The sequence below is a fragment of the Bacillus sp. RZ2MS9 genome, assembly GCF_001816185.2.
Lineage (GTDB): Bacteria > Bacillota > Bacilli > Bacillales > Bacillaceae_G > Bacillus_A > Bacillus_A cereus.
In genome coordinates, this window is the sequence record NZ_CP049978.1 from 4,179,059 (window position 1) to 4,203,812 (window position 24,754).

The following is a 24,754-nucleotide window of genomic DNA, read 5'->3' on the forward strand; positions in this document are numbered from 1 at the left end:
ATATTCTATATAACAGATTGGAATTAGGGGGAATCAACATGAATACACTGCTTGTCGGAATTAACGTTGCAGTCATGCTCATTTTAGTTGGCGTATTATATTATATGCAACGTAAGCATGTATCTTTTAATAAACGTGTATTTACTGCTTTAGGAGTCGGAATTATATTCGGTCTTATATTACAATTTATTTATGAACCAACTTCTAAAATAATTATTGAATCAAATACTTGGTTTGGCTTAATCGGTAACGGTTATGTGAAATTACTTCAAATGATCGTTATGCCACTTATTTTAGTATCTATTATTTCAGCCTTTACAAAATTACAGTTAACGAAAAACCTTGGTAAAATCAGTGGTCTTATTATCGGAATTTTAATTCTTACTACAGGAATCGCTGCAGCTGTCGGTATCGCTGCAAGTGCAGGATTTGATGTGTCTGCAGCAGGCTTGCAACAAGGTGATGCAGAATCTGCTCGTCTGAAACTAGTTGAAGAAAGATTTACTTCTATTGAAAAGACAACAATTCCAGATAAATTATTAGAGCTATTGCCTACAAATCCGTTTCTTGATTTAACAGGCGCTCGTCCAACATCAACAATTTCTGTCGTAATATTTGCAGCCTTTATCGGCATTGCCTTTATAGGTGTAAAACGAAAATATCCAGAACAAGCAGAACTATTTAAGAAAATGCTTGATGCTGTATATGCAATCGTAATGCGTATGGTAACATTAATTTTACGCCTTACTCCATACGGCGTATTAGCTCTTATGGCAAAAACAGTTGCTGGTAGCGATATAAATGCTATTTTAAAACTTGGTAACTTCGTGTTAGCCTCTTACGTAGCACTTATCGTAATGTTTATCATTCACTTATTATTAATTGCATTGTCTGGTTTAAATCCAATTCAATATTTGAAAAAAGTGTTCCCTGTACTAACTTTTGCATTCACATCTCGCTCTAGTGCTGGTGCGATGCCATTAAATATTGAAGCTCAAAAAGAAAAGCTTGGTATTTCCGAAGGAATTGCAAACTTCGCAGCTTCATTTGGGGTATCTATCGGACAAAACGGTTGCGCAGGTATTTATCCAGCAATGCTTGCAATGATGGTCGCTCCAACTGTAGGAATTGATCCATTACAACCACAATTTATTTTAACTTTAATCGCTGTTGTTGCTATTAGCTCATTCGGTGTTGCCGGAGTTGGTGGCGGCGCAACATTCGCAGCTTTAATCGTACTATCTACAATGAACTTACCAATCGGTATTGTTGCTCTAGTTATCTCGGTTGAGCCATTAATCGATATGGGGCGTACAGCTCTTAACGTAAGTGGTTCTATGACAGCAGGTCTTATTTCAAGTAAATGGCTTGGTGAATTAGATCAAGATACGTACAATCAAGATGATACAAAAACTGGTGAAATTGCTTCATAATGAAAAAAAGACGCTAACATACAATTGTTAGCGTCTTTTTTATTCCGTTCCCTCTTTATAGATTTTATCTTGAGAATTCTTACTCCAAGTATTCTTCTAGTTGCTCTTTTAACTCCTCCTCAATCTCATAACAAGATTCATCAACAAGTTCCCCTACTTTCTTACTCCCAAAAATGTTTGATTGAATTGACATTCCTAAAAAGATTCTTTCGCATTTCCAAATTGGAATATAGTGAAATTCAATCATCTCTTTTTCTTCATCTAATATAGCTATGGCAACTGATGAATAATAACCCACCTCAAAGGGATTCTCTTTTTCTCTTGCAAATCCCATATCTAATTCCATGTGTTTTTCTATGTATAAATGCGCATACTCTTTATGCAGTTTAAGTGATATTCGCTCTATTTCCTTCTCCATACATTGAATGTTCTCTTTTAACTCCAACGTAAACTCCTGTTCTTTATATTTCATTTTCGCCTCCTGAAACATAGAAAAAGAGAATATGATAACATATCCTCTTTCCTCAAATATATTTCATTATCTCACAGCCCGTCCTTTTCACAAATAACCATTTTGTTCGCACCATTTATGAAATTGTCCTACGTCTACTCCAACTAACACGATATCCTTTAGCTCTACATCAATGATTTGTTCTCCAATTACAATAGCAAACTGCGATGCTAATTTTGTCTCGTTTTTCTTTACAATTCCAATTCGGTTCCGATGCGGTCCATCTTTTATATATGCTTTTTGTCCTACAATATCAAAGTTCAAAATTCTCACCTCTTTTACTGCGCTCAAATTGGAAATACGATCTCCACCTCGGAAAATTTCCTTTCATTGCACTATTTCTCTATATATATGACGAAACAATAAAAGAGTCCTTCCTTCTTTACAATTATTTTTTCTTTGTTTCATTTTTGTGATTGAAACGTAAAGTTTATAATAAAATACACTTGGAAGCGCTTTCTATGTAATTTTTTATGTTATAATATATAAGTAGAACTTCGTAAAGAGGGTTAAAAAATGAATACAAAAATGATTAAAAAAGTAATTGAAGCATTAAAAGTATATGGCTTTCAGGATGTATCATTCTGTGACAAAACGAAGCAATTTTTATTTCATAACGAAACCGATATTATGAGCGGCTATGCAGAAATAACATATAGTAGTCAATTCGAAAAATTCAACGTACAAATTCATCCAATTGAAACGCATCACCAAGCAGAGTTACAAGAGATTGAAAGACATATACAAGCTTGTATAAGAAAAGTGGAATATTTAAACGCACTTCTTACCGGGCAGACAAAACTAGATGATAAAATTATTATTATGTAAAAAAAGAACGTGATCCAATCACGTTCTTTTTTCCTTATACGTTCATCTTTTCCTTTAGTTGTAATCCTGTAACAGATTCTAATACATCCATCGATTCTCCAAATGTCATATCAAAAATTGTCTTGTCCTCTATGTATGGAAACTGTCTGAAACGCTTTTCTAACACCTTCACAGCATCTGATGTAAAGTTTGCACTATCAATGCCAAATTCTGTTTCAAGAAGAACGATCCAATCTAGCACATGAAAACCTAATCCATTGACGAATGAAATAAGTTTTTCTTCTGGATTTGAAGATAAGAATACTTGGCGTTCCATCTCACTAAAAAGTTCTTCTCCTAAGATTTCAGCTAACTCATCATCATGTTCACGTTCAACAAGTTCTTCGTAGCCGTAATCATCCACAAGCTCTTCTACTTCTTCACTATCCTGACAAAGCAATTGACTAAGAAGTGCCTCTTTCTTAAATTCACTATTTTGTACGACTTCTAAAAAGCTCGTTTCCCATCCATTTTCTAATTTCATATTATGTACTCCTTTATATACGTTTCTTATCATCACTGTACCCAAAAGATCACTTTTATAACCTTTTAGGTAGTTACTATTATTTCACATGATTCATAACAAAAGATGCAAACTCAGCTACATCTCCTTCAAAAATATTTATTTCTGGCAAGTGATAGAACGTTGTTTGGAGCGGGTTTCCTGCATGATATACATATATCGTTTTCTCTAGTGCAATCGCCATTCCAAACTCTGTATGGCTCCCGTTTCCACCATCTAATATAAGTAAAAATACATCCGCTTCTTTTACAGCATTTCGTTCTGCCTGACCAATTTCTCTTAATTGTTCTTCATTCGCTGCTCTTTCGTTTTTGGTCCAATCATATGTATGGTGCCATCCTGCATGTTTCAGTTCATTTGCTACAGAATGTACAAGATGTTTATTTTGGAAACCTGAGGCGATATAAAAATTCATTTATATACACTCCTTCATTGTGTATGGGGAAACTCCTTTTTAGCGTTATTTGTTATAGCTATAATAAAGAACAACTTCAAAAAAAATCCCCATCTTTAAAACTTATTTGCGTTTAAATGATGGGATGCTTCATGGTCTTCTTTTATTTTTTGTTTTTTATAACTTTCATCAGCTAACATTTCTAGTTCAGCTGTTATCTCTGACTTTTCAAGCTCTCTTTCTTGCGAAAATTTCCTTGAAATATAAACAATAACACTACCAACGTACAACACAAAGCATATAATAAGTGCAGTATTTTCATAGAGACTTAGCTCCAACACAGTCACTCCTAATCCATTCGTATTTTCACGCCTCATTAATTGGAATTTCCCTATTAACCCATTTGTTATCCCGCTATTTGAGGGCAGTAAGACTACCTCCTCAAAATTTAGTAACAGTAAAGAAGTTAGATGTGGGATGAACCCAACTGATTAAAGTTTCACTTTATTGTAACATAAAAATATCAATTCTTGGAATCTTTCACCCTACTAAAAGAGGCATGATTGTTTCATCATGCCTCTGAAATATTTTGAATGATTGTTTTAATTGCTTCTTTTCCATTATATTTTTTTAGTGCTGTTTTATACTTCTCATTATTTTGATTCAATTCTTCGACATACTTTATAAGAGATTTTACAGTTACATCTTCTTCATATAATACGGAGGCATACCCTTGCCTTTCAAAGGACTCTGCATTTAATATTTGATCTCCACGGCTTGCAAATTTCGATAATGGAATTAAAACCATCGGCTTTTGTAATGTTAAAAATTCAAAAATTGCGTTGGAGCCCGCGCGTGAAATAACAAAATCTGTTACCGCTAATATATCTGGCAGTTCTCCATGTACATATTCAAATTGTCTATATCCTTCTTTATTTTGTAAACTTTCATCAAGGTTACCTTTTCCGCAAAGGTGAACAATTTGATATTTTTTAAGAAGTTCTGGTAATGCTTCTCGAGCCGTATCATTAATTTTTTTCGCGCCCAAGCTGCCTCCCATAATCGTAATAACTGGCTTTTTACGTGAAAAACCTAAAAACGCTAAACCTTTTTCACGATTTCCCTTCAGCACTTCTTCACGTACAGGAGATCCCGTATATATTACTTTTTCTTTCGGTAAATGTTTCGCTGCTTCTTCAAATGTAACAAATATTTTCGAAGCAAAACGAAGCGCAATTTTATTTGCTAGTCCTGGTGTCATATCAGATTCATGTAATAAAACTGGTACTCTATTTAGCCATCCTCCAATTACGACTGGTACAGATACGAAACCGCCTTTTGAAAAAATCACATCTGGTTTTAGTTTTCGAATCCTTACATACGCATCCATAACACCCTTCATTACAAGAAAAGGATCTTTTATATTTTTCAAATCAAAATAACGACGTAGCTTTCCACTCGAAATACTATAGTAGGGAATGCCTTCCTTTTCTATAATCGTTTTCTCAATACCTTGATGAGAACCAATATAAGAGATATCCCAGTTGTCTTCCTGTAAATATGGGATAATGGCTAAATTAGGTGTTACATGTCCTGCCGAACCGCCACCTGTAAAGACTATTTTCTTCATACGTCTCCCCCTTCTAGACTATAATACACTAAAATATCTTGCCTCAGGGTGAGAAAATACCATAGCCGTTACGGACGCTTCTGGCTCCATCATGAATCCTTCTGTTAATGAAATACCTATTTCCTCTGGATGAATTAAGCGAAATAGCTTTTCTTGATCTGCAAGTTCTGGACACGCCGGATAACCAAATGACACTCGTATTCCTCTATATTTCGTACGGAAACGTTCTTCCATCGTCAGTTCAGGTGAGTCCGGAATGCCCCAGCGGTCACGAATGAGCATATGTGTTTTTTCAGCAAGTCCTTCCGCTAATTCAAGCGCTAACGATTGAATGGCATGACTACGTAAGTAATCACCTTTCGCCTTCCACTCTTCTGCAATGTCCCGAACTCCTTCCCCGACCGTAACAGATAAGAAAGCAACATAGTCCATCTCATCTCCTATTGGGCGCAAATAATCACCTAAAGTACGATAGGGAGCCTTTCCTTGTCTAGGAAATGTGAAACGCTCTATAACACGCGTATGATCTTCTGGATTATATATTACAATGTTTTGTCCGTCGCTTTGCGCTGGGAAAAATTGATACACTGCTTTCGGCTTTAACCAAGATTGTCCTTCCTGCAATAATTCATCTATTAAATCATTTAATTCATGTGCTCTCTTATCTCCCTCTTTCAAAAGCTTCTTCACATTTCCTTTTAATCCAAGGTGATGCCCAAGTAGCATTTGTCTATTCAGAAATGGTGCGAGATGTGAAACAGGAACATCTCGTAATACAATTCGTTTTGTTGAATCAGGCACGATAACTTCAGCCTTCGGTAATGGCTCAATTACTGCTGGAATTTCTACTTTCTTCTCCTCTTTTTTTACGATATGAAGATGACGTTCTTTTTTATCCTGTTTCATCTTCTCACGCTCTTCTTCTTTTTGAAGCTTATTAATAATATCGAGCCCCGTCATCGCATCACTCGCATAACAAACGAGCCCTTTATATGATGGTGAAATCCGATTATCTGTAAACTTTCTCGTTAACGCCGCACCACCTACAACAATGGGAACATCAATATTTGCTGCTTTTAAATCTTCAGCAGTCGTTACCATTTGTTGCGCTGATTTTACTAATAAACCGGAAAGGCCTATAATATCCGGCTTCTTTTCTTGTACTTCTTGAACAATTCGATCCGAACGTACATTAATTCCTAAATTAATAATCTCATATCCGTTATTTGCTAAAATAATTTCAACGAGATTTTTCCCAATATCATGCACGTCACCTTTTACAGTTGCTAATAATACTTTCCCTTTTTTCGCACTATCACTAGATTCCATATGTGGCTCTAAATAGCTTACAGCAGCTTTCATACTTTCAGCACTTTGCAATACTTCAGCAACAATAAGTTCATTATTATTAAATAGTCGTCCTACCTCATCCATCCCTGTCATAAGCGGACCGTTAATAATATCAAGAGGTTTTCTTCCTTCTTCAAGCGCAAGACTTAAATCCTCGTGTAATCCTTGTTTCGTACCTTCTACAATATAATTTGCTAGTCTTTCATCAAGCGTTAACGTTTCTTGCACAACGATATCTTTCTTTTTAGCAACTCGGTAAAAGTTTGTAAATTCTTCTAACGTCTCTTTCGTCGTTTCAAACAGTAGTGCATCTGCAAGGCGTTTTTCTTCCTCTGGAATCGACGCATAGCGTTCTAATTTTTCCGTATTCACAATCGCGTAATCTAACCCTGCTTTCGTAGCATGATATAAAAAGACTGAATTTAATACCTCACGTCCAGCCGGTGGTAAACCAAATGATATGTTACTTACCCCTAAAATCGTTAAACACTCTGGTAACGCTTCTTTAATAAGGCGAATTCCTTCTATAGTCGCTGCTGCTGAACCAATATATTCTTCATCACCTGTCCCTACCGGAAACACAAGTGCATCAAAAATAATATCTGACGGGCGTATCCCATACTTCTTTGTAAGTAATTCATAGCTTCTTTTCGCAATTTCTATCTTTCGCTCCGCACTAACCGCCATACCGTCTTCATCAATTGTTCCTACAACTATAGCAGCACCATACTTCTGAAGAAGCGGTGTCACTTTTTTAAATCGTTCTTCTCCATCTTCTAAATTAATTGAATTAATAACAGCTTTTCCTTGAATATAAGTAAGAGCTCGCTCCATCACATTTTCATCTGTTGAATCAATCATAATCGGTACTTTTAAAACTTTCGTAACTTCTGCTAAGAAGTTTTCCATATCTTCTATTTCATCGCGATCAGGATCTGCCATACAAATATCAATAATATGAGCATTTTTCTTCACTTGCGCTCTTGCCACTTCAGCAGCCTCTTCAAATTTCCCTTCTGCTACTAATCGTTTAAATTTACGTGACCCAATAACATTCGTTCTTTCACCTACAAATAACGGTCTCATAGACTCATCATATTGCAGTGCTTCTAATCCACTAATTCCATGTCCTTCTCTCTCATGATGGTCACGAGGCTTAAGAGATGCTAGCGCGGATTTCATTGCTTTTATATGTTCTGGTGTCGTGCCACAACAACCACCAATAATATTAACCCACCCTTCTTCAGCAAATCGCTTCACCTTTTCAGCAAGAGAAGATGGAGATTCATGGTAATGTCCATCTTCATCAGGAAGACCTGCATTTGGATAACAAGAAATGTAACACTCCGATAAATCAGATAGTGAACGAATATGGTCCCTCATAAACTCCGGACCAGTCGCACAGTTTAACCCAACAGATAATGGTTTCATATGTTCTACTGATAAATAAAAAGCTTCAATTGTTTGCCCAGCCAGAGTCGTTCCCATTGGCTCAATCGTACCTGAAATCATAATAGGAACCGTTTTTTTCAGTTCTTCAAAAGCAGCTTGAATTCCAATATAAGCTGCTTTCACGTTACGCATATCTTGACTCGTCTCAACGAGTAATACATCAACTTCTCCTTTTAATAATCCTCGTGCCTGCCTTGTATAAGCCTCAATCAATTCTTCAAAAGTCACACCACCAGTAACACTAATTGCTTTCGTTGTTGGTCCCATCGCTCCCGCAACATATACTTCATTCCCGCTTTCTTTAACAGCTTGCTTCGCCAAAAGTGCTGCCTTTTCATTTAGTTCTTCATCTAAATGAGACAGCTCATAATCACTTAGTACAATATTCGTTGCCCCAAATGTATTTGTTTCAATAATATCCGCTCCAGCTTCAATATAAGCTTTATGAATCTTTAAAATAACGTCTGGTCTTGTTTCCACTAAATATTCATTACAGCCCTCGTACTCTTCTCCTCCGAAATCTTCAGCAGTTAAATCCTCTTGCTGAATCATTGTCCCCATTGCACCATCTAATATTAAAATGCTATTTTTCAATTTTTCTTCTATACACTTCATCAATTAATACCTTCTTTCACTTCTTGCTTTTCTCTTACATATTTAACAAGATGTTCTGTAATTTCATACTTTAAAAATGGTGTAATAAGATAAATACCATTAAAATATTTCATCGCTGCGTCGACCAATTCTTGTGAAATGCGAATCCCTTCCTCAATTGCTGCCTCTTTCGTTTCATGTCCATCCATTCTCTCTCTTATTTCTTCAGGAAGAGTAATACCCGGCACCTCAAAATGAAGAAAATCTGCATTCCGCTTACTTACTAACGGCATAATTCCAATAAAAATAGGTTGTTCCAAATGCTTTGTCGCTTCATACACTTCTTCAATTAACTTGATATCGTAAATTGGCTGAGTTAAAAAATACTCCGCTCCAGCATCTATTTTTCGTTCCATTCGCTTAACCGCTGCTTTTAAGTGCCTCACGTGAGGATTAAATGCGCCGCCTACAGAAAACCTTGTCGCCGGTCCAATTGATTTCCCTAAAATTGAACGTCCATCGTTCATTTCTTTAATCATTTTAATAAGCTCAATAGAGGATAAATCATATACAGAAGTGGCACCGGGAAAATCACCAACGCGCGCTGGATCACCAGTTAAAGCTAACACTTCTTCCATCCCTAACGCCGATAAACCTAACAAATGAGATTGTAGTCCAATGACGTTATGATCTCTACACGTTAAATGCGTCAATACTGGGATATCATGCTTCGTTAATAACGCACCCATCGCCATATTAGAGACACGAGGCGATGCTAATGAATTATCTGCTAGAGTAATAGCATCTGCTCCCGCTCTTTTTAACGCTCTTGCTCCTTCAAAAAAACGCTGTGTATCTAACGTTTTCGGTGGATCTAATTCCACTACAACTGTCGTTTGTTTTTTTGCTTTCTCTGCTAGAGTGACGTGAGCCTTCGAACGTTTCTCATGCGTATGAACGACTTTTGGCCTTTGAATCGTTTCTTTTTCTATTACAGGGGTAATATTCGCAACAGCGCGCTTCATACTTTGAATATGTTCTGGAGTCGTACCACAACAGCCACCCAATAACCGAATACCTTGCTCAATAAATTTCGGTGTCATTGCTTCAAAATAAGCTGGACTTCCCTCATATACGTAACGTCCCTCTACATAATTCGGGAGACCTGCATTTGGGTATGCTGATAAATAGCCATTTTGCGGAATCGATATCATTTTGAAAGCTTCCGTCATATGAAGCGGCCCCAGTTGACAATTCAATCCAACAACATTTGCACCGTAATCTATAAACTGCTTTAATATTTCATTGACATCATTTCCATTTTGAGTCGTACCTGCTTCATGTAACGCTAATTGCGCAACAATCGGAATATTCGTTTGCTTACGCAACACTTTAACAGCATGAAGTAATTCAAATTCATCATAAAAAGTTTCTAATAGTAATCCATCAACCTGTTCTTCTAGTAAAGCCCCCGCCTGTTCAAGTAACATAAACTCCCTTTCCATATCAGTCGTTGTAACAGCTCCGATATGTTTCATACCACCAATTGTTCCTAAAATTGCATTTTTATCTGTCACAGATGCTTTCGCCAATTTCACTGCCGCTCTATTAATTTTTGTAACTTGATTTTCTAAACCATACATACGTAATTTCGCCTCATTTGCTCCATACGTATTCGTTTGAATTACATCTGCTCCAGCAGCTACATATTGTTTATGAATGGATATAATTAGATCTGGATCAGATACGTTCAATTCTTCAAAGCTACTTTGCAAACCATGTGAATGCAATAACGTTCCAACCGCACCATCACCTATTACAATTCCTTTTGATAATAAATCTAGTAATTTCACGAATCTCCCTCATTTCTATCAATATAAAAACCCCCTCTTCACTTTGAAGAGGGGGACATAATTGTTCCTCCTCTTATTATGCAAAACATTCGTTTTGCAGGTATTAGCACCGTTTCAAACATTTCGTTTGAAGGTTGCCGGGTTTCACAGGGCCTTTCCCTCCACCGCTCTCAATAAGAGTTGTCTTTATTATTTTATTTATGTAGCTAAAAGGAAATGCGTTCCCCTTTTAACAATGTTTGTTAATTTTTTAATAAATTTAGCATGCACAAAATTAAAAGTCAATGACACTTGCGGAAAAATAAAAATTATTTAAAATAAAGTTGCAATTCAATTATCTTTTATTGTAAAGTTAAAAACATAATAAAAATTTCATACGAACATTCTTATCTAGAGAGGTAGAGGGACTGGCCCTGTGACGCCTCAGCAACCATTAACATTTTGTTAATAAGGTGCTAATTCCAGCAAATTGTGAAAGATTTGACAGATGAGAAGAAGACTCTATTCAAACCGAAAGCCTTCTTCTTAGAAGGCTTTTTTTATTTTATATTCACTTAATGTTTCAATTTAAAAAGGAGGAATTTTCACATGTCAACAATCGAAACAAAACTAGCACAAATCGGAAATCGTAGTGAAACTACAACTGGAACGGTTAATCCACCAGTTTATTTCTCAACCGCTTATCGCCACGAAGGAATTGGTAAATCTACTGGCTTTGACTATTCACGAACTGGCAATCCAACTCGCGGTCTTTTAGAACAGGCGATCGCAGACTTAGAATATGGCGAACAAGGTTATGCCTGTAGTTCAGGGATGGCGGCTGTTCTCCTCGTCCTTTCTCTATTCCGCTCTGGAGACGAACTTATTGTATCTGAAGATTTATACGGGGGAACGTATCGATTATTTTCTGAGCATGAAAAAAAGTGGAATGTTCGATGTAGATACGTAAATACACAGTCTATTAAACAAATTGAGCAAGCTATCACAACTGAAACGAAGGCTATTTTCATAGAAACTCCAACTAATCCATTAATGCAAGTTACTGATATTGCTGCTGTCGCAACTGTAGCGAAAAGGCACGGACTACTTCTTATTGTAGACAACACATTCTACACACCTTATATACAGCAACCATTAACAGAAGGTGCTGACATTGTACTTCATAGCGCAACGAAATATTTAGGGGGACATAACGATGTACTAAGCGGGCTTGTCGTTGCAAAAGGAAAGGAACTTTGCGAGGAAATCGCTCATTATCATAATGCATCAGGTGCAGTTTTAAGCCCATTTGACTCATGGTTATTAATTCGCGGTATGAAAACGTTAGCGCTTCGCATGAGACAACATGAAGAAAATGCGAAAGCAGTTGTTGCGTATTTAAATGATGAAGACGGGGTGACAGATGTATTTTATCCAGGAAGAGGCGGCATGATTTCATTCCGCCTTAAAGATGAAGCTTGGATTAATCCATTCTTACAATCTTTATCCTTAATTACATTTGCCGAAAGTCTTGGTGGTGTAGAAAGTTTAATGACTTATCCAGCAACGCAAACACATGCTGATATTCCTGAAGAAATTAGAACAGCAAACGGCGTATGCAATCGTCTTCTTCGATTCTCAGTTGGCATTGAAAATAGTAACGATTTAATTCAAGACTTAAAGCAAGCCATTAAACTCGTAAAAGAAGGTGTAAGAATATGAGCTATTCTATAGATACACTCTTACTACACAACCAATATAAACATGACTCGCAAACAGGCGCTGTGAACGTTCCTATTTATAACACATCAACTTTTCACCAGTTTGATGTAGATACGTTCGGAAAATATGACTATAGCAGGTCAGGAAATCCAACTCGTGAAGCTCTTGAAGATATCATTGCTTTATTAGAAGGCGGAACAAAAGGATTCGCCTTTGCATCAGGCATTGCAGCGATTTCCACTGCATTCCTCCTTCTTTCACAAGGTGATCACGTACTCATTTCAGAAGATGTGTACGGAGGCACTTACCGAGTGATAACTGAGGTACTCTCCCGTTACGGTGTTTCACATACATTTGTTGATATGACCAATTTAGAAGAAATAAAACAAAACATGAAACCAAATACAAAGCTCTTTTATGTAGAAACACCTTCTAACCCACTTTTAAAAGTGACAGATATTCGCGAGGTTTCTAAACTCGCAAAATCTATTGGCGCTCTTACTTTTGTTGATAATACATTTTTGACACCACTATTCCAAAAACCACTTGAACTTGGAGCTGATGTCGTTCTTCATAGTGCTACAAAATTTATTGCTGGTCATAGTGATGTTACTGCCGGATTAGCAGTAGTAAAAGATGCAGAACTCGCTCAAAAGCTTGGATTTTTACAAAATGCATTCGGTGCTATTTTAGGACCTCAAGATTGTTCTCTCGTACTTCGCGGTCTAAAAACATTGCACGTACGCCTCGAGCATTCAGCTAAAAATGCCAATAAAATCGCACATTATTTACAAGAGCACGCTAAAGTACAAAATGTCTATTATCCGGGATTACAAACACATCTCGGATTTGATATTCAACAATCTCAAGCAACATCAGCTGGAGCGGTCTTATCGTTTACTTTGCAGTCAGAAGATGCACTCCGCCAATTTTTATCAAAAGTAAAATTACCTGTTTTTGCAGTTAGTTTAGGAGCTGTAGAGTCAATTCTTTCTTATCCAGCAAAAATGTCACATGCAGCACTGTCGCAAGAAGCTCGTGATGAAAGAGGAATCTCTAATTCATTACTTCGGTTATCAGTCGGTCTTGAAAATGTTAACGATTTAATATCCGATTTTGAAAATGCCCTTTCTTATGTAGAAGAACCTGTAAATGCATAGAGAAAAAGAAGATATGAGATTAGGTTTTCATATCTTCTTTTTCTGCGTTTTAGTTATATTCATTTGAATTTCTTCTTTTCTTATAGTCCATAAAAAAATAAAAGTATATCATCTATTTCTAAATAATGGATTAATTGATATATTAAGAAATAAAAAGGGGTGAAAATAATGGATATTTGTTCAGATATTTTAATCGTTATCGATTTACAAAATGGCGTATGTTATAGCGAGGAGCATTTATTTGATTTACAGAACTTACTAACAAAAGTAAATAAAAGAATTTATTCATACAGAAAATTAAATAAACCAATCCTTTTTGTTCAACATTGTGATGATGATTTAGTACCCGAGAAAGAACTTTGGGCTATTCATACCGATCTAGATGTTCAAGAACAAGATTTTTTTGTAAGAAAAACACATGCAAATTCATTTTATAAAACAAACTTAAAAGAAATTTTAGATCAATTATCTGTAAATTGCATTGAATTTTGTGGCGCCCAAACAGAGTACTGTATGGATGCTACGATTAAGTTTGCCCACGGACTAGGATACGAAAACTTTATGGTACAGAAAACAACCTCTACGTTGAATAATCCTTTTATGTCCGCAAAAGAGACAATTGATTTTTATGAGAACATATGGAATCACAGGTTTTTAACGTTGCTAAAAGATGAATTTTAGAATAAATGACTAATGACTTGATCATCCTAAGATTTATCAGCTGTAAGCAAATATTTCATTATCACCATAAAGAAGCGAATTACATTCAGCTTCTTTTCTTTTAACCTGTTTTATATTCTATATATATCATTATAATTCCTTTGTCATATTATTTTAAAAATTTCGTATATTCATTTGAAAGAATAAGAAAATCATGATAAAATTGTGTTACAAATATATCTATATCTTTCAATTTTTAAAACGCATCGAAATTTTCACCCAAAAATGTCATTTTACAAAAACATGCTAATTTACCTATTTTATTTACATCAGGGTCTCTTTTCTTACAATTTCTTTACTTTAGGACTTTTTTTCTGCAACAACTATTTTCTTTTCTTTAAATTTTTGGTATGTATAGTATGGTATAATAGCTCACACGGAGGTGGAAAAGAACATGTTAGAAACCTTTCAAAAAGAATTAGAACTATATGAAAGTAATGCAGAATTATTAAAAGTGCTAGCTCATCCTGTTCGTTTATGTATCGTAAAAGGATTAATCGAGCGCGGTCCAAGCAACGTTTCTACAATGTATACTGGCTTAAACATGCCACAATCTACAATTTCACAGCATTTAGCAAAATTAAAAAGCGCTAAAATCGTTTCTAGTGAAAGAAAAGGATTGGAAATTTATTACAAAGTAGAGAATGAAACAATCATTCAACTCGTTCGCGTATTATTAGGTTAGGGACTAATAATCGAAGAAAAAGAACGTATTCTATATTTTTCATCTCATATCTTTAATATAAATATATATCATGAGAGGAAATATATAATACTACATAAGTCGTATTAAAAAACAAGACACAGTATATACTGTGTCTTGTTTTTTATATTGTTACATACCGATCCAAATGTAAATGTTGCATATCTTTTGTATGTATAACAACATCAAATGCACTCCCTACTCCTCCATTCAAAATCATAGAACGAACTGCTCGATTTTGTTTTTGCATTTCAGAAAAAGGATTCGTATCTTGATGGCTCGTAAGCTGTTCTAATATCCCTGCAGCTAACAAGAACTCAGATTGTTTCTTATGCCATACTGCACTCATTCCTTGCATACTAAACATCTCCTTTAGCTCGTCCCAATGAATATGAGTAGTAAGATCCATTTCACCTGGATGCGCTAGTGGGTTACGTATTAGCTTATGCTGATAATACCCTCGCAAACTTCCTTCACGGTGTGCTGGATGCATCCATTCTTCTTTTGTGTATCCATAATCAACTGTAATACATATACCTTTTTGAAACCATTTCGCAATTTCTTTTATATACTCCTCCATCACAATTGGTACTTCAAAACGTTGCCCTTCAGCAATATGAATATTATATTTCAATAAATAGCGACCAATTCTTTTATCTAACGGCCTACATACTTCTGAAAGGTTTCCTTCCTCTGTATATGTAATACGTACTTCATACAACATACCATTTCTTTTCTCAATTATTTCAACAGGAAGTGCATCAAACAACTCATTCGAAAAAAGAATTCCCTCGAAAGAATCTCCCATTTCACTATAGGAGGTATAGTACGATACATTAGAAAATGAGCCAAGGTGCTCCTGCTGTAATTTTCTATGAAAAGGGCTCACTTCAATCATTGAATAGTTTAAATCAATAAAGGTTTTTGGAGATAATTGCTTCCATTCTTGTAAAACATCATAGGCAAACTTCCCTGTTCCTCCGCCAATTTCACAAATATTCGGAGCAACTTCACCATTTTCAACAAGACGAATAAAAAGTTTAGCAAAAGTTTTTGCAAACACAGAGGATACGTTGCTACTTGTAAAAAAATCCCCTTGTCTTCCAATCTTTTCACGTTCTTTCATATAATATCCATGACCTTCTGTATACAATACAAGGTTCATATACGTACTATATGAAATTGAATAATCCTTTTCTTTCCCCATCCATTCTCTTAAAATGAGCTCCATTCCCATAATGACTCCTTATTGTAAAAACGGATTATTTTCTTTTTCAAAGCCAATGCTTGTTTCTGGACCATGTCCACATAAAACCGCTGTTTCATCTGGTAATACAAATAATTTCTCTTCAATACTTCCAATTAATTCAGCGAAACTTCCACCAGGTAAATCTGTTCTTCCAATGCTCATTTGGAACAATACATCTCCTGAGAATACAGCATTCGCCTCTTTACTATAATAAGAAATACTTCCTGGAGAATGTCCTGGTGTCTCAAAAATTTCAAAATTAAATGATCCAATTGTTAATGTACCTTCTGCATCAATAATATGATCCGCTGGTTTTGCTGTAATACTGCGGTTCATCATAAAAATTTGAGAGCCGTTTACAGTTGCATCTCCTAACCAATCTGCTTCTTCTTTATGTACATACACAGGAATATGAAAAGTGTCTCTTACCGCATCAACAGCACCGATATGATCAAAGTGAGCATGTGTTAATAAAACAGCTAATGGTTTTAATTGTTCTTCTTGTACATATGTAACGAGCTTTTCACCTTCATGACCAGGGTCAAAGATAATGCACTCTTTTTGATCGTTCATTAAAATATAAGCATTCGTTTGTAATGGTCCTAACGGCATTTGTATCCATTTCATATGAAAATCTCCTCCAGTTATTAAACTTACTTTTAATGATACAACATTTCTTTCTCTGAGGAAAAGAAAGGATGCTATCTCGACAATCATTTTTAAAACATGTACAATATAAAAGAGTAAATATTCCAAAAACTCATAATAAGAAATGAGTAGACAGAGGAGGATATTGTATGGGCCTTGTTATTATTTTTACACTTGTCACTCTGTTAGCTGTATTTGCTACGCTTAGAACACTTCGTGAAAAAAACTTTTTCGCGAGCGGCTTTGCAATTGCAACTGTACTCGTTTTCGGATGGTTTACGATCATGACTGTTCTATATAACGGGTATCCACCAGCAGCTTAATTCGTTTACACTTTATTCTTCATCGAGATTTCACACAAAAAGAGGAAGGGTTCCCCCTTCCTCTTTTCATATTTCACAACTTATATCATCTTCGCTTCGTATTTGTGCTTTTTTACAAGCCAAGCTCCTCCGATAACACCTGCATCATTACCAAGTGTTGCAATAGCTAACTTCGTGCTCTTTACAGCACGTGAGAAAGCGTATTGCTCGAAATAGCGTTGAATTGGTTCTAATAGCGCATCTCCAGCTTTAGACACGCCTCCACCAATAACAATTTTCTCTGGGTTCAATGTACTAGAAAGGTTCGCTACAGCTAATCCTAAATAAGAGGCTACTTTTTCTACTACTTCACCTGCTAATTCATCACCTTGTCCAAGTGCTTCAAAGACATCTTTTGATGTAATACGTCCTTCTTCAGCTAACATAGAACGCAACATGCTCTCTTTATTAGTCTCTTGTATTTTTTGCATAGCAACACGTACAATACCTGTCGCAGATGCTACTGTTTCTAAGCAACCAGACTTCCCGCAATTACATGGGAAAGCATTTTCTGTAACGACTGTAATATGTCCAATCTCACCAGCAGCACCACTCACGCCGTGTACAATCTCACCATTGGCGATTACACCACCACCAACGCCCGTACCAAGTGTCATACAGATTAAATCTTTTGCACCTTCACCAGCACCTTTCCACATTTCACCAAGCGCTGCTAAGTTTGCATCATTATCAATAACAACAGGTAATCCTGTTTCTACTTCTAATAAATCTTTTAGCGGATAGTTTTTCCATCCTAAATTAACCGCTTCATAAATCATTCCAGACGCCACATGTACAGGACCAGGAGCTCCCATACCAATACCAATTAACTTGCTCTTCAATTCGCCTAATTCTTCTAGCTTTTTATCAATTGCTTTCGCAACATCAAGTGTAATATGTTTTCCTTGCTCACCTGTATTCGTAGGGATTTCCCACTTATGTAAAATTTCACCGTACACATTAATAAATGCTAATTTAATCGTTGTACCACCAAGGTCAACACCAACTAACCATTTCTCTTCCATGTTGCTTACCTACCTTTATCTAATTCTTATTTAGCTCTTTTTGAATTTCTTGCTTCAATAAAAATAAAGCTGTTTGATAGTCTTGTGGATCGATTAGCTGTGATTGATTTAATTCACGCAATTCATCTTGCATTAATTGTAAATCTGCAATTCGATCTCCCGTATAAATAATCGTACCAAATTTCTTTAGCAATTGCTGAATATCATAAATAGATACCATTTCATCACCCTCTATGCTCACTTACTATAAAAAATTATAATAAGAAAACGTTCACATATTTTATTATAATCAAGAAGAAAAAGTCTCGTCAATTTTTATTTGTCTATACAAGCTTATTTGTAAGCAGTGTTCCTTTTTCTGTAATAATTTTTTCTATGTTTTTATCAAATGGCTCTACCGGAATGTGTTTTACCATTTGAAAATCATACGCTAATGACAGCGTTTTCCCTTTATAATGCACGAGATAACGATCATAATAGCCACCGCCGTACCCAATTCGCTCTCCTCGTTCTGTATAAGCTACGCCTGGGACAATTTGAAGATCAATTTCATCCATATTCACTTCTTCCGTAAGCTCGGGAATCGGTTCACGTAAATTCATATACACCGTTTCTAATTGATCAAAATTATTAATTTGCCGGAAGGACATCGTTCTTGTTCCTTTATTACACTTAGGAACTACAACTTTCTTTCCTTCTTCCCAAGCTTTTTCGATAATAGGATATGTATTCACTTCATTTTCCATTGAAAGAGTAATTCCAATTGTTTTAGCTTCAACCCACTCTTTTTGCGCATACAACGAAAATGCAATCTGTTCTGATAAAGTTGTATACTGTTCTTCTGATAAAGAATTCATGTGTTCTATTATTTGTTTACGCAAACGTACTTTCTCTGCTTTCACACATTCTCCCCCTTACAGTGACACTTTACTCTATGCTGATAGTGTATCACTTTTAACATAGGAATCGAATACAAAAAGAAACAGTAGGAAAATATTCCTACTGCTTACTTTGTTTCACGGTGTAACGTAGACTTCTTGTCACGCTTGCAATACTTTTTAAGCTCGATACGCTCAGCGTTGTTACGTTTATTTTTCTTTGAGATATAGTTACGATCTCCGCATTCTGTACATGCTAGAGTAATATTCACACGCATTCTTATTTCCCTCCAGTACTAATAACTTAAATCAGACTATACTATAATACCACTTTTAAAATAAAAATTCTACACCTTTTGATATTGTCTAATTTTTTCTATAAGATTTTTCATATTTTCCCTTGCTATTACTGGGTTTCTAGCATGTGAATACACCAAAAATTTTGGTTGTTTTATGTCAGAAACGATATAAGACCACTCTTTTTCAGTATATTTGAACTGCACTCCTTCAAATATACCTTCTCCCTTCCTTTCTATATCATCCAATAATTTCCTCATAATTTCCCCTTTTTCATTCCATGAACATACCACTTCATCATAAAGTAAATAGAGCGGAGGTGATTGCTCTACTATGCTGAGAAACGTTTTTCCTTGCAATGCTATTAGCTCGAATAATTTTCCAATCCGATATAAAATATCTCGCTTCCACCTCACTTGAAACGACTTTCTTTCATCCTGCGTATAAAATAGAAGATAACATTCTCCTAACTTCAAAGACATTGGGTAAATATTTCCTGTCGATTCGAGCAAGAAATCTGGAATATCTACCTCTTCCAAATCTGTACCTTGGTAAATATTACTATGTTTATCGTATAACTCGAAATGATTTCCTTTCTCCGAAAACATAAGAGCCATATTCGCTTTACTTGATTTCATCAAAGCTTTCACATGATCTTTTTGTTCGCTTGCATAAATCCATGTAACTGTACAACCAAGTCTTTGCAGAAAGAGCATAAGTAAATGTTGCAACGTATCATTTCTCTTATTAATAAGAAGATGAAACTTCTGCATCTGTATTTTCTCGATATCAATATGCTCCAATATAACTTCTATATACTCATTCATAGAAACATGAACGAGCTTATTACGCCCCATTTCTTTCTCCTGCACGTAATAAAACAATTCGGACATATATATTTGTTCTATCTCTTTTTGCTGCTTATACGTTAACGGCATGCCAGCTTGACCGTATAACTTTATAACAATCTCATTCTCATTCTCCACTTGAATGAAAACACCACCTGCACATTGCAAATGATGAACACTATATTGAAAAAGTGACTCGTTCATTTCTTTACATTCCATCGTATGAATCCCTATACCATGAATAGCATGTAAAAATAAATTTTTATAAGAGGTTGTTTCTATATTTTCTTGACTTCCAATTAATATACTTTCTCCTTTTTCAAAAAGAGAACCATACGCCATCGCAATCTTCACGATAAACTGGGGAGTAATTTCAACATTCCCTCTTCCTACAATGCGGCTTTTTTGTAACCACCCTGCACTCATTTCACTCTCTTGAATACCAGCCGCTCCTACTATCGAATGACTATCAATCGCCTTATAAGGCCATAGTTTTCCTTTTTGCTTAATTACCGTACTTCTCCCGATATGACAGTGATCCGCTACAACACTTTTTTGAAACAGTGTAACATCATCTTCAACTATTGTACGCTCTCCTATTGTCGTTTCTAATAGTTCACAATACTTCCCAATGTGGGCATTCGCAAAAACAATACTTTTTTGAAGATGAGAATAACTTGAAACGATACTATTTTTCCCAATAATAGAATATGGCTCAATTACAGCTCCTGTACCAATCTTTGCTCCTTCTCCAATAAAAGAGGGGCCATGAATTTTCGTCCCTTTACCAATCGTCACCCCTTCCCCCATCCATACCATAGGTAATACTTCTGTATAAGGAATAGGTACTTGTAACTTTTTCGTTAACAAATCAAATTGTGCTTGTCGATATTGATTAAATGTGCCGATATCTAACCAATAACCTTCTGACAAATATGCGAATAACAAATTTTTGTTTGCCAATAATGGAAACACATCATGACTAAAATCAAAAAATTGCCTAGGCGGTATGTAAGAAAAGATTTCTGGCTCCATAATATATATGCCTGTATTCACAACATTAGATACTACCTCATTCCAGCCCGGCTTTTCTATATATCGTGTAACCTCCTGGTTTTTATTCATTACAACCAATCCAAATGAGAGTGGATTTTCTACTTCTTTCACAAACATTGTTACCATTCTTTTCTTTTGTTCATGAAACCTAATTCCTTCTGATAATTGAAAGTCAGTTAATGCATCCCCGCTTATCACAACAAATGTTTCATCTAAAAATTGTTCTGCTTGTTTAATACTCCCTGCTGTGCCAAGCGGAGGAGAGTCTTCAAAATAATACAAGTTAACTCCCCATTTACTACCGTCACCAAAATATTGCTTAATAGTCGTACTCATATATTGAACAGTAATTGCAATTTCACGAATACCATGCTGACGTAATAACTCAATATTATATTCTAAAACTGGTTTTTCTAATAATGGTAACATCGGCTTTGGAGTATTGCATGTTAATGGTCTAAGGCGTCTTCCTTTTCCTCCAGCTAAAATAACCCCCTTCATATACTTCAGCCTCCACTTATATAATGTTCAGTAACTCCATATACCATATGTATATTCCCTATCCCACATGAACTAGCAGCATAAACTTGATTAGTTAAACAAATCCTCATTTAGAAGACCATATAATTAAATTTCTCACCTATAAAAACGTATGTTTCAAACAACAAGAAAGCGCTTACTATAAATTGGTAAATAATACTTATTAACGACAAACATATATACTAATTTTTCCATTACATTATGATACATCTTATCATCATAAACTAAAGGAAACAACGAGCTTTTTTTGTCATGTTTTGACTAAAAAAAGCAGGTGATTTCTCATCACCTGCTTTTATTCCTACTCATTCAATAAATAATGCTTTCCTTTTACTAAATAAAAGACATTTTCAGCAATATTTGTAATATGATCTGCTACACGCTCAATATATCTCGCGACAAATGATAATTGTGTAATTTGCGTAATTGCTTCTGGTTGTTCCGGAACCGACGATATAAACTCACGAATTGCTTTTCCATATATTTCATCAACGGAATCATCCATTTCAGCAATTTGTTTCGCAAAAGTTAAATTTTCTTGTTCATATGCTTCTAACGCTAAATGCAACATCTCATTTGCAACCGCAAACATTTCATCCAGGTTGTGCAAACTAACAGCCACTTCTTTTTCCCCAAGACGAATTGTAGCCTTTGCAATATTAACAGCATGATCTGCAATACGCTCTAAATCTGTCGCTGTTTTAATTGAAATAAAAATCCTTCTTAAGTCACTTGCTACAGGTTGCTGCTTCGTAATGAGCATAAGCGCAAGATCGTTTATTTCCTCTTCTAAATTATCCATGCGGTAATCACCATCAATGACCTCTAACGCTTTCTCTACATCCCTTGTATGCAGACCTTCCATAGCCATCAATAAAGCCGCATTTGCTAATTCTCCAAGCTCGATCACCTTTTGCTGTAACGCTTTTAAATCACCTTGAAACTGTTCTCTTACCATTTTTCTTCCCCCTCAATATTATGTGCCATTATATAAAAGTGAAACTTTAATCAACCCTCATCAATCGGGATTTGATAGGCAGCAAGATCCCCTCCCTAACTTCTTTGCTTTCGCTAAATTTTAAGGTGGGGGTCTTACTGCCCGCAAATAGCGGGGTAAATCTCCTACATAGCCTCTTGCGCTTGTAATAAACCTTAAGATAAGGAGAAGTATTAGTTCTCTATTAACAGTAAGATAAAATAAGAAATGCCCTCTGTTAAGAGGGCATTTGCTCTTAGCTTTGAAACGATATCAACCAAAGCGACCTGTAATATAATCTTCTGTACGCTTATCTGAAGGAGTCGTAAATAATTTGTTTGTATCTGTATACTCCACAACTTCCCCGCTTAAGAAGAAAGCTGTTTTGTCTGAAATACGCGCTGCTTGTTGCATATTATGCGTTACGATAACAATACTAAAATCTTTCTTTAGCTCTTGAATTAATTCTTCTACTTTTAATGTTGAAATTGGGTCTAATGCCGATGTTGGCTCATCCATTAAAATAACGTCTGGCTCAATAGCTAAGCAGCGTGCGATGCATAGACGCTGTTGCTGTCCACCAGATAAACCGTATGCATTATCGTGCAAACGATCTTTTAACTCATCCCAAATCGCTGCTCCACGTAAACTTTTTTCAACAATTTCATCTAATGTCTTTTTGTCACGAATACCATGGATTTTTGGACCGTATGCTACATTCTCATAAATAGATTTTGGAAATGGATTTGGCTTTTGGAACACCATTCCTACATGCGTTCTTAATTCTTCAACTGGATATGATTTATCAAATATATTGCGTTCTCTATATTCAATTACACCTGTAGTTCGAACAATCGGTACTAATTCTACCATGCGATTTAATGTTTTTAAGTAAGTTGATTTACCACAGCCACTTGGACCGATAATGGCTGTAACTTCATTCTCATGAATACTTAAATTAATATCTTTTAAAGCATGGTCTTCCCCATACCATAAATTTAAGTTTTTCGTATCAAATACTACCTTCTTTGGCGCAGTCTCGATTTTCTCTTCGTTTTTCACCTGTACATTTACTACTGTTGCTACCATTTGAATTCCCCTTTCATCCACTTCCAACTTATTTTCGATTTCGTAACCATAAAACAAATATATTAATAAATAGCAACAAACCTAACAAAACAATCATCCCAGCTGCTGCTACATACTGAAATTCTTCTTGTGGCCTACTCATCCAATTAAAAATTTGAATTGGTAGAACTGTAAATCTATCAAACATACTAAATGGAACATAATTTGCAAACGCAAGTGCCCCAATAACTAATAGTGGTGCAGCTTCTCCAATTGCTCTTGATATCGCTAACGTACAGCCCGTTATAATCCCTGGGAAAGCATATGGCAATACAATTTGATACATCGTTTGCCACTTCGTAGCACCTAATCCGTAAGAACCCTCTAATAATACACTTGGTACTGATCGAATTGCTTCTTGACTCGCCACAACAACTGTTGGTAAAACGAGTAGACTCATCGTCAGTGCTGCTGCAACTATACTCTCTCCTAAATGAAGAGCATATACAAAAATAGTTAAACCAAGCAATCCAAATACAACGGATGGTACTCCTGCTAACGTTTGATTATTAATCTCTATTATTTTTTTAAATAGAGATTCCTTCGCATATTGCTCTAAATAAAGTGCTGTTCCAACTCCAAATATAAAAGAAACAGGTATAACAATACTCATAAATAATATTGTCCCTGACAAAGCTGCAGCAATACCAGCTTCTTTCGGATTACGTGAAGCGAAATTTGTAAAGAAATTTATTGAAAGATAACTTATACCTTTTTCAACAATTTGAAACAGTAACAAAAACAAAATTACCATTGAAAATAAAATTGCTATATAAAATAACAATTTGTAAATTCGATCTTTTAAAAAGCGTGATGCCATGTTTTTTTGTATTTTTTTATGATTCAACATTCGCAT

Annotated in this window: 25 protein-coding genes and 2 riboswitches; of the genes, 7 read left to right on the forward strand and 18 right to left on the reverse strand. The window is 35.5% G+C overall.

Features of this window, described 5'->3' with window-relative positions; all coding sequences use genetic code 11:
- Window positions 1-38: 38 nt before the first annotated feature.
- Window positions 39-1,433, forward strand: a complete 1,395-nt coding sequence (locus BHV55_RS21295) for an L-cystine transporter (RefSeq protein WP_001094331.1) — start codon at window positions 39-41, stop codon at window positions 1,431-1,433.
- Between the two features lie 79 nt (window positions 1,434-1,512).
- On the opposite strand, the gene BHV55_RS21300 is transcribed toward BHV55_RS21295, so the two are convergent.
- On the reverse strand, window positions 1,513-1,905 hold the full coding sequence (locus tag BHV55_RS21300) for a hypothetical protein (protein ID WP_000875390.1): 393 nt from the start codon (window positions 1,903-1,905) through the stop codon (window positions 1,513-1,515).
- An 87-nt stretch (window positions 1,906-1,992) separates the two neighbouring features.
- On the reverse strand, window positions 1,993-2,208 hold the full coding sequence (locus tag BHV55_RS21305) for a DUF3912 family protein (protein WP_001008326.1): 216 nt from the start codon (window positions 2,206-2,208) through the stop codon (window positions 1,993-1,995).
- 252 nt (window positions 2,209-2,460) lie between these two features.
- Between BHV55_RS21305 and BHV55_RS21310 the strand changes: the two genes are divergently transcribed.
- A complete protein-coding gene (locus tag BHV55_RS21310) occupies window positions 2,461-2,772 on the forward strand; it encodes a hypothetical protein (protein WP_001093237.1) in 312 nt (103 codons plus the stop codon).
- Window positions 2,773-2,806: 34 nt separating this feature from the next.
- Here the strand turns inward: BHV55_RS21310 and BHV55_RS21315 are convergent, their stop codons facing one another.
- The 6 genes from BHV55_RS21315 to BHV55_RS21340 all read right to left on the reverse strand — a co-directional run bounded on the left by BHV55_RS21315 (window position 2,807) and on the right by BHV55_RS21340 (window position 10,607).
- Window positions 2,807-3,295 carry a hypothetical protein gene (locus BHV55_RS21315; RefSeq protein ID WP_000764267.1) on the reverse strand — a complete coding sequence of 163 codons (489 nt, stop codon included), beginning with the start codon at window positions 3,293-3,295 and terminating at the stop codon, window positions 2,807-2,809.
- A gap of 79 nt (window positions 3,296-3,374) precedes the next feature.
- Window positions 3,375-3,749: a nucleoside 2-deoxyribosyltransferase gene (locus BHV55_RS21320; RefSeq protein ID WP_001012333.1), complete on the reverse strand. Its 375-nt coding sequence runs from the start codon at window positions 3,747-3,749 to the stop codon at window positions 3,375-3,377.
- Between the two features lie 95 nt (window positions 3,750-3,844).
- The gene (locus BHV55_RS21325) at window positions 3,845-4,105 is read right to left on the reverse strand and encodes a DUF3966 domain-containing protein (RefSeq protein ID WP_001250699.1); all 261 of its coding nucleotides are present in this window, start codon (window positions 4,103-4,105) and stop codon (window positions 3,845-3,847) included.
- Window positions 4,106-4,299: 194 nt separating this feature from the next.
- A complete protein-coding gene (gene murG / locus BHV55_RS21330) occupies window positions 4,300-5,358 on the reverse strand; it encodes an undecaprenyldiphospho-muramoylpentapeptide beta-N-acetylglucosaminyltransferase (protein ID WP_000724777.1) in 1,059 nt (352 codons plus the stop codon).
- Between the two features lie 18 nt (window positions 5,359-5,376).
- Window positions 5,377-8,775, reverse strand: a complete 3,399-nt coding sequence (metH, locus tag BHV55_RS21335; RefSeq protein WP_016111664.1) for a methionine synthase — start codon at window positions 8,773-8,775, stop codon at window positions 5,377-5,379.
- Window positions 8,775-10,607: a bifunctional homocysteine S-methyltransferase/methylenetetrahydrofolate reductase gene (locus tag BHV55_RS21340; protein WP_000770360.1), complete on the reverse strand. Its 1,833-nt coding sequence runs from the start codon at window positions 10,605-10,607 to the stop codon at window positions 8,775-8,777. The genes metH and BHV55_RS21340 overlap by 1 nt, the downstream gene beginning before the upstream one ends.
- Window positions 10,608-10,677: 70 nt before the next feature.
- A riboswitch (SAM riboswitch) is annotated at window positions 10,678-10,787 on the reverse strand.
- 203 nt (window positions 10,788-10,990) lie between these two features.
- Window positions 10,991-11,101: riboswitch (SAM riboswitch) on the forward strand.
- A 94-nt stretch (window positions 11,102-11,195) separates the two neighbouring features.
- Here BHV55_RS21340 and metI point away from each other — a divergent pair.
- From metI to BHV55_RS21360, 4 genes are all read left to right on the forward strand, one after another.
- Window positions 11,196-12,308, forward strand: coding sequence for a cystathionine gamma-synthase/O-acetylhomoserine thiolyase (gene metI, locus BHV55_RS21345; RefSeq protein ID WP_000103889.1), 1,113 nt, complete (start codon window positions 11,196-11,198; stop codon window positions 12,306-12,308).
- Window positions 12,305-13,468, forward strand: a complete 1,164-nt coding sequence (gene metC / locus BHV55_RS21350) for a cystathionine beta-lyase (RefSeq protein WP_000122301.1) — start codon at window positions 12,305-12,307, stop codon at window positions 13,466-13,468. The genes metI and metC overlap by 4 nt, the downstream gene beginning before the upstream one ends.
- 168 nt (window positions 13,469-13,636) lie before the next feature.
- Window positions 13,637-14,149 (forward strand): cysteine hydrolase family protein, encoded by a 513-nt coding sequence (locus tag BHV55_RS21355; protein WP_000350341.1) that lies wholly within the window; start codon window positions 13,637-13,639, stop codon window positions 14,147-14,149.
- 433 nt (window positions 14,150-14,582) lie between these two features.
- Window positions 14,583-14,873 carry an ArsR/SmtB family transcription factor gene (locus BHV55_RS21360; RefSeq protein WP_000894377.1) on the forward strand — a complete coding sequence of 97 codons (291 nt, stop codon included), beginning with the start codon at window positions 14,583-14,585 and terminating at the stop codon, window positions 14,871-14,873.
- Window positions 14,874-15,015: 142 nt separating this feature from the next.
- Here the strand turns inward: BHV55_RS21360 and BHV55_RS21365 are convergent, their stop codons facing one another.
- Together BHV55_RS21365 and BHV55_RS21370 are read right to left on the reverse strand one after the other, a co-directional pair.
- Entirely contained in the window at window positions 15,016-16,128 is a 1,113-nt protein-coding gene (locus BHV55_RS21365) for a class I SAM-dependent methyltransferase (protein ID WP_070756951.1), read from the reverse strand.
- 9 nt (window positions 16,129-16,137) lie between these two features.
- Complete coding sequence (locus BHV55_RS21370; RefSeq protein ID WP_000871238.1) at window positions 16,138-16,767, reverse strand: MBL fold metallo-hydrolase; 630 nt, start codon at window positions 16,765-16,767, stop codon at window positions 16,138-16,140.
- 170 nt (window positions 16,768-16,937) lie between these two features.
- On the opposite strand from BHV55_RS21370, the gene BHV55_RS21375 reads away from it, so the two are divergent.
- Window positions 16,938-17,111 carry a DUF2759 domain-containing protein gene (locus BHV55_RS21375; RefSeq protein ID WP_000524852.1) on the forward strand — a complete coding sequence of 58 codons (174 nt, stop codon included), beginning with the start codon at window positions 16,938-16,940 and terminating at the stop codon, window positions 17,109-17,111.
- A gap of 80 nt (window positions 17,112-17,191) precedes the next feature.
- On the opposite strand, the gene glcK is transcribed toward BHV55_RS21375, so the two are convergent.
- From glcK to pstA, 8 genes are all read right to left on the reverse strand, one after another.
- Window positions 17,192-18,175 carry a glucokinase gene (glcK, locus tag BHV55_RS21380; RefSeq protein ID WP_000391701.1) on the reverse strand — a complete coding sequence of 328 codons (984 nt, stop codon included), beginning with the start codon at window positions 18,173-18,175 and terminating at the stop codon, window positions 17,192-17,194.
- A 19-nt stretch (window positions 18,176-18,194) separates the two neighbouring features.
- Window positions 18,195-18,395: a YqgQ family protein gene (locus tag BHV55_RS21385; RefSeq protein WP_000253699.1), complete on the reverse strand. Its 201-nt coding sequence runs from the start codon at window positions 18,393-18,395 to the stop codon at window positions 18,195-18,197.
- A gap of 103 nt (window positions 18,396-18,498) precedes the next feature.
- The gene (locus tag BHV55_RS21390) at window positions 18,499-19,077 is read right to left on the reverse strand and encodes a 5-formyltetrahydrofolate cyclo-ligase (RefSeq protein ID WP_048567746.1); all 579 of its coding nucleotides are present in this window, start codon (window positions 19,075-19,077) and stop codon (window positions 18,499-18,501) included.
- 104 nt (window positions 19,078-19,181) lie between these two features.
- Window positions 19,182-19,331, reverse strand: a complete 150-nt coding sequence (gene rpmG / locus BHV55_RS21395; RefSeq protein ID WP_001265616.1) for a 50S ribosomal protein L33 — start codon at window positions 19,329-19,331, stop codon at window positions 19,182-19,184.
- Between the two features lie 69 nt (window positions 19,332-19,400).
- Window positions 19,401-21,755 (reverse strand): sugar phosphate nucleotidyltransferase, encoded by a 2,355-nt coding sequence (locus BHV55_RS21400; protein WP_070756952.1) that lies wholly within the window; start codon window positions 21,753-21,755, stop codon window positions 19,401-19,403.
- A gap of 340 nt (window positions 21,756-22,095) precedes the next feature.
- Window positions 22,096-22,752: a phosphate signaling complex protein PhoU gene (gene phoU, locus BHV55_RS21405; RefSeq protein WP_000251243.1), complete on the reverse strand. Its 657-nt coding sequence runs from the start codon at window positions 22,750-22,752 to the stop codon at window positions 22,096-22,098.
- Between the two features lie 291 nt (window positions 22,753-23,043).
- Entirely contained in the window at window positions 23,044-23,859 is an 816-nt protein-coding gene (gene pstB / locus BHV55_RS21410; RefSeq protein ID WP_000226681.1) for a phosphate ABC transporter ATP-binding protein, read from the reverse strand.
- Window positions 23,860-23,887: 28 nt separating this feature from the next.
- Window positions 23,888-24,754 (reverse strand): phosphate ABC transporter permease PstA, encoded by an 867-nt coding sequence (gene pstA, locus BHV55_RS21415; protein WP_001242564.1) that lies wholly within the window; start codon window positions 24,752-24,754, stop codon window positions 23,888-23,890.

Bases quoted from the DNA above. Each gene is read 5' to 3' on its own strand.
- BHV55_RS21295 (WP_001094331.1), top strand. From the start codon at position 39: ATGAATACACTGCTTGTCGGAATTAACGTTGCAGTCATGCTCATTTTA.
- BHV55_RS21300 (WP_000875390.1), bottom strand. From the start codon at position 1,905: ATGAAATATAAAGAACAGGAGTTTACGTTGGAGTTAAAAGAGAACATT.
- BHV55_RS21310 (WP_001093237.1), top strand. From the start codon at position 2,461: ATGAATACAAAAATGATTAAAAAAGTAATTGAAGCATTAAAAGTATAT.
- BHV55_RS21315 (WP_000764267.1), bottom strand. From the start codon at position 3,295: ATGAAATTAGAAAATGGATGGGAAACGAGCTTTTTAGAAGTCGTACAA.
- BHV55_RS21320 (WP_001012333.1), bottom strand. From the start codon at position 3,749: ATGAATTTTTATATCGCCTCAGGTTTCCAAAATAAACATCTTGTACAT.
- BHV55_RS21325 (WP_001250699.1), bottom strand. From the start codon at position 4,105: ATGAGGCGTGAAAATACGAATGGATTAGGAGTGACTGTGTTGGAGCTA.
- murG (WP_000724777.1), bottom strand. From the start codon at position 5,358: ATGAAGAAAATAGTCTTTACAGGTGGCGGTTCGGCAGGACATGTAACA.
- metH (WP_016111664.1), bottom strand. From the start codon at position 8,775: ATGAAGTGTATAGAAGAAAAATTGAAAAATAGCATTTTAATATTAGAT.
- metI (WP_000103889.1), top strand. From the start codon at position 11,196: ATGTCAACAATCGAAACAAAACTAGCACAAATCGGAAATCGTAGTGAA.
- metC (WP_000122301.1), top strand. From the start codon at position 12,305: ATGAGCTATTCTATAGATACACTCTTACTACACAACCAATATAAACAT.
- BHV55_RS21355 (WP_000350341.1), top strand. From the start codon at position 13,637: ATGGATATTTGTTCAGATATTTTAATCGTTATCGATTTACAAAATGGC.
- BHV55_RS21360 (WP_000894377.1), top strand. From the start codon at position 14,583: ATGTTAGAAACCTTTCAAAAAGAATTAGAACTATATGAAAGTAATGCA.
- BHV55_RS21365 (WP_070756951.1), bottom strand. From the start codon at position 16,128: ATGGGAATGGAGCTCATTTTAAGAGAATGGATGGGGAAAGAAAAGGAT.
- BHV55_RS21370 (WP_000871238.1), bottom strand. From the start codon at position 16,767: ATGAAATGGATACAAATGCCGTTAGGACCATTACAAACGAATGCTTAT.
- BHV55_RS21375 (WP_000524852.1), top strand. From the start codon at position 16,938: ATGGGCCTTGTTATTATTTTTACACTTGTCACTCTGTTAGCTGTATTT.
- glcK (WP_000391701.1), bottom strand. From the start codon at position 18,175: ATGGAAGAGAAATGGTTAGTTGGTGTTGACCTTGGTGGTACAACGATT.
- BHV55_RS21385 (WP_000253699.1), bottom strand. From the start codon at position 18,395: ATGGTATCTATTTATGATATTCAGCAATTGCTAAAGAAATTTGGTACG.
- rpmG (WP_001265616.1), bottom strand. From the start codon at position 19,331: ATGCGTGTGAATATTACTCTAGCATGTACAGAATGCGGAGATCGTAAC.
- BHV55_RS21400 (WP_070756952.1), bottom strand. From the start codon at position 21,755: ATGAAGGGGGTTATTTTAGCTGGAGGAAAAGGAAGACGCCTTAGACCA.
- phoU (WP_000251243.1), bottom strand. From the start codon at position 22,752: ATGGTAAGAGAACAGTTTCAAGGTGATTTAAAAGCGTTACAGCAAAAG.
- pstB (WP_000226681.1), bottom strand. From the start codon at position 23,859: ATGGTAGCAACAGTAGTAAATGTACAGGTGAAAAACGAAGAGAAAATC.
- pstA (WP_001242564.1), bottom strand. From the start codon at position 24,754: ATGCGAATGTTGAATCATAAAAAAATACAAAAAAACATGGCATCACGC.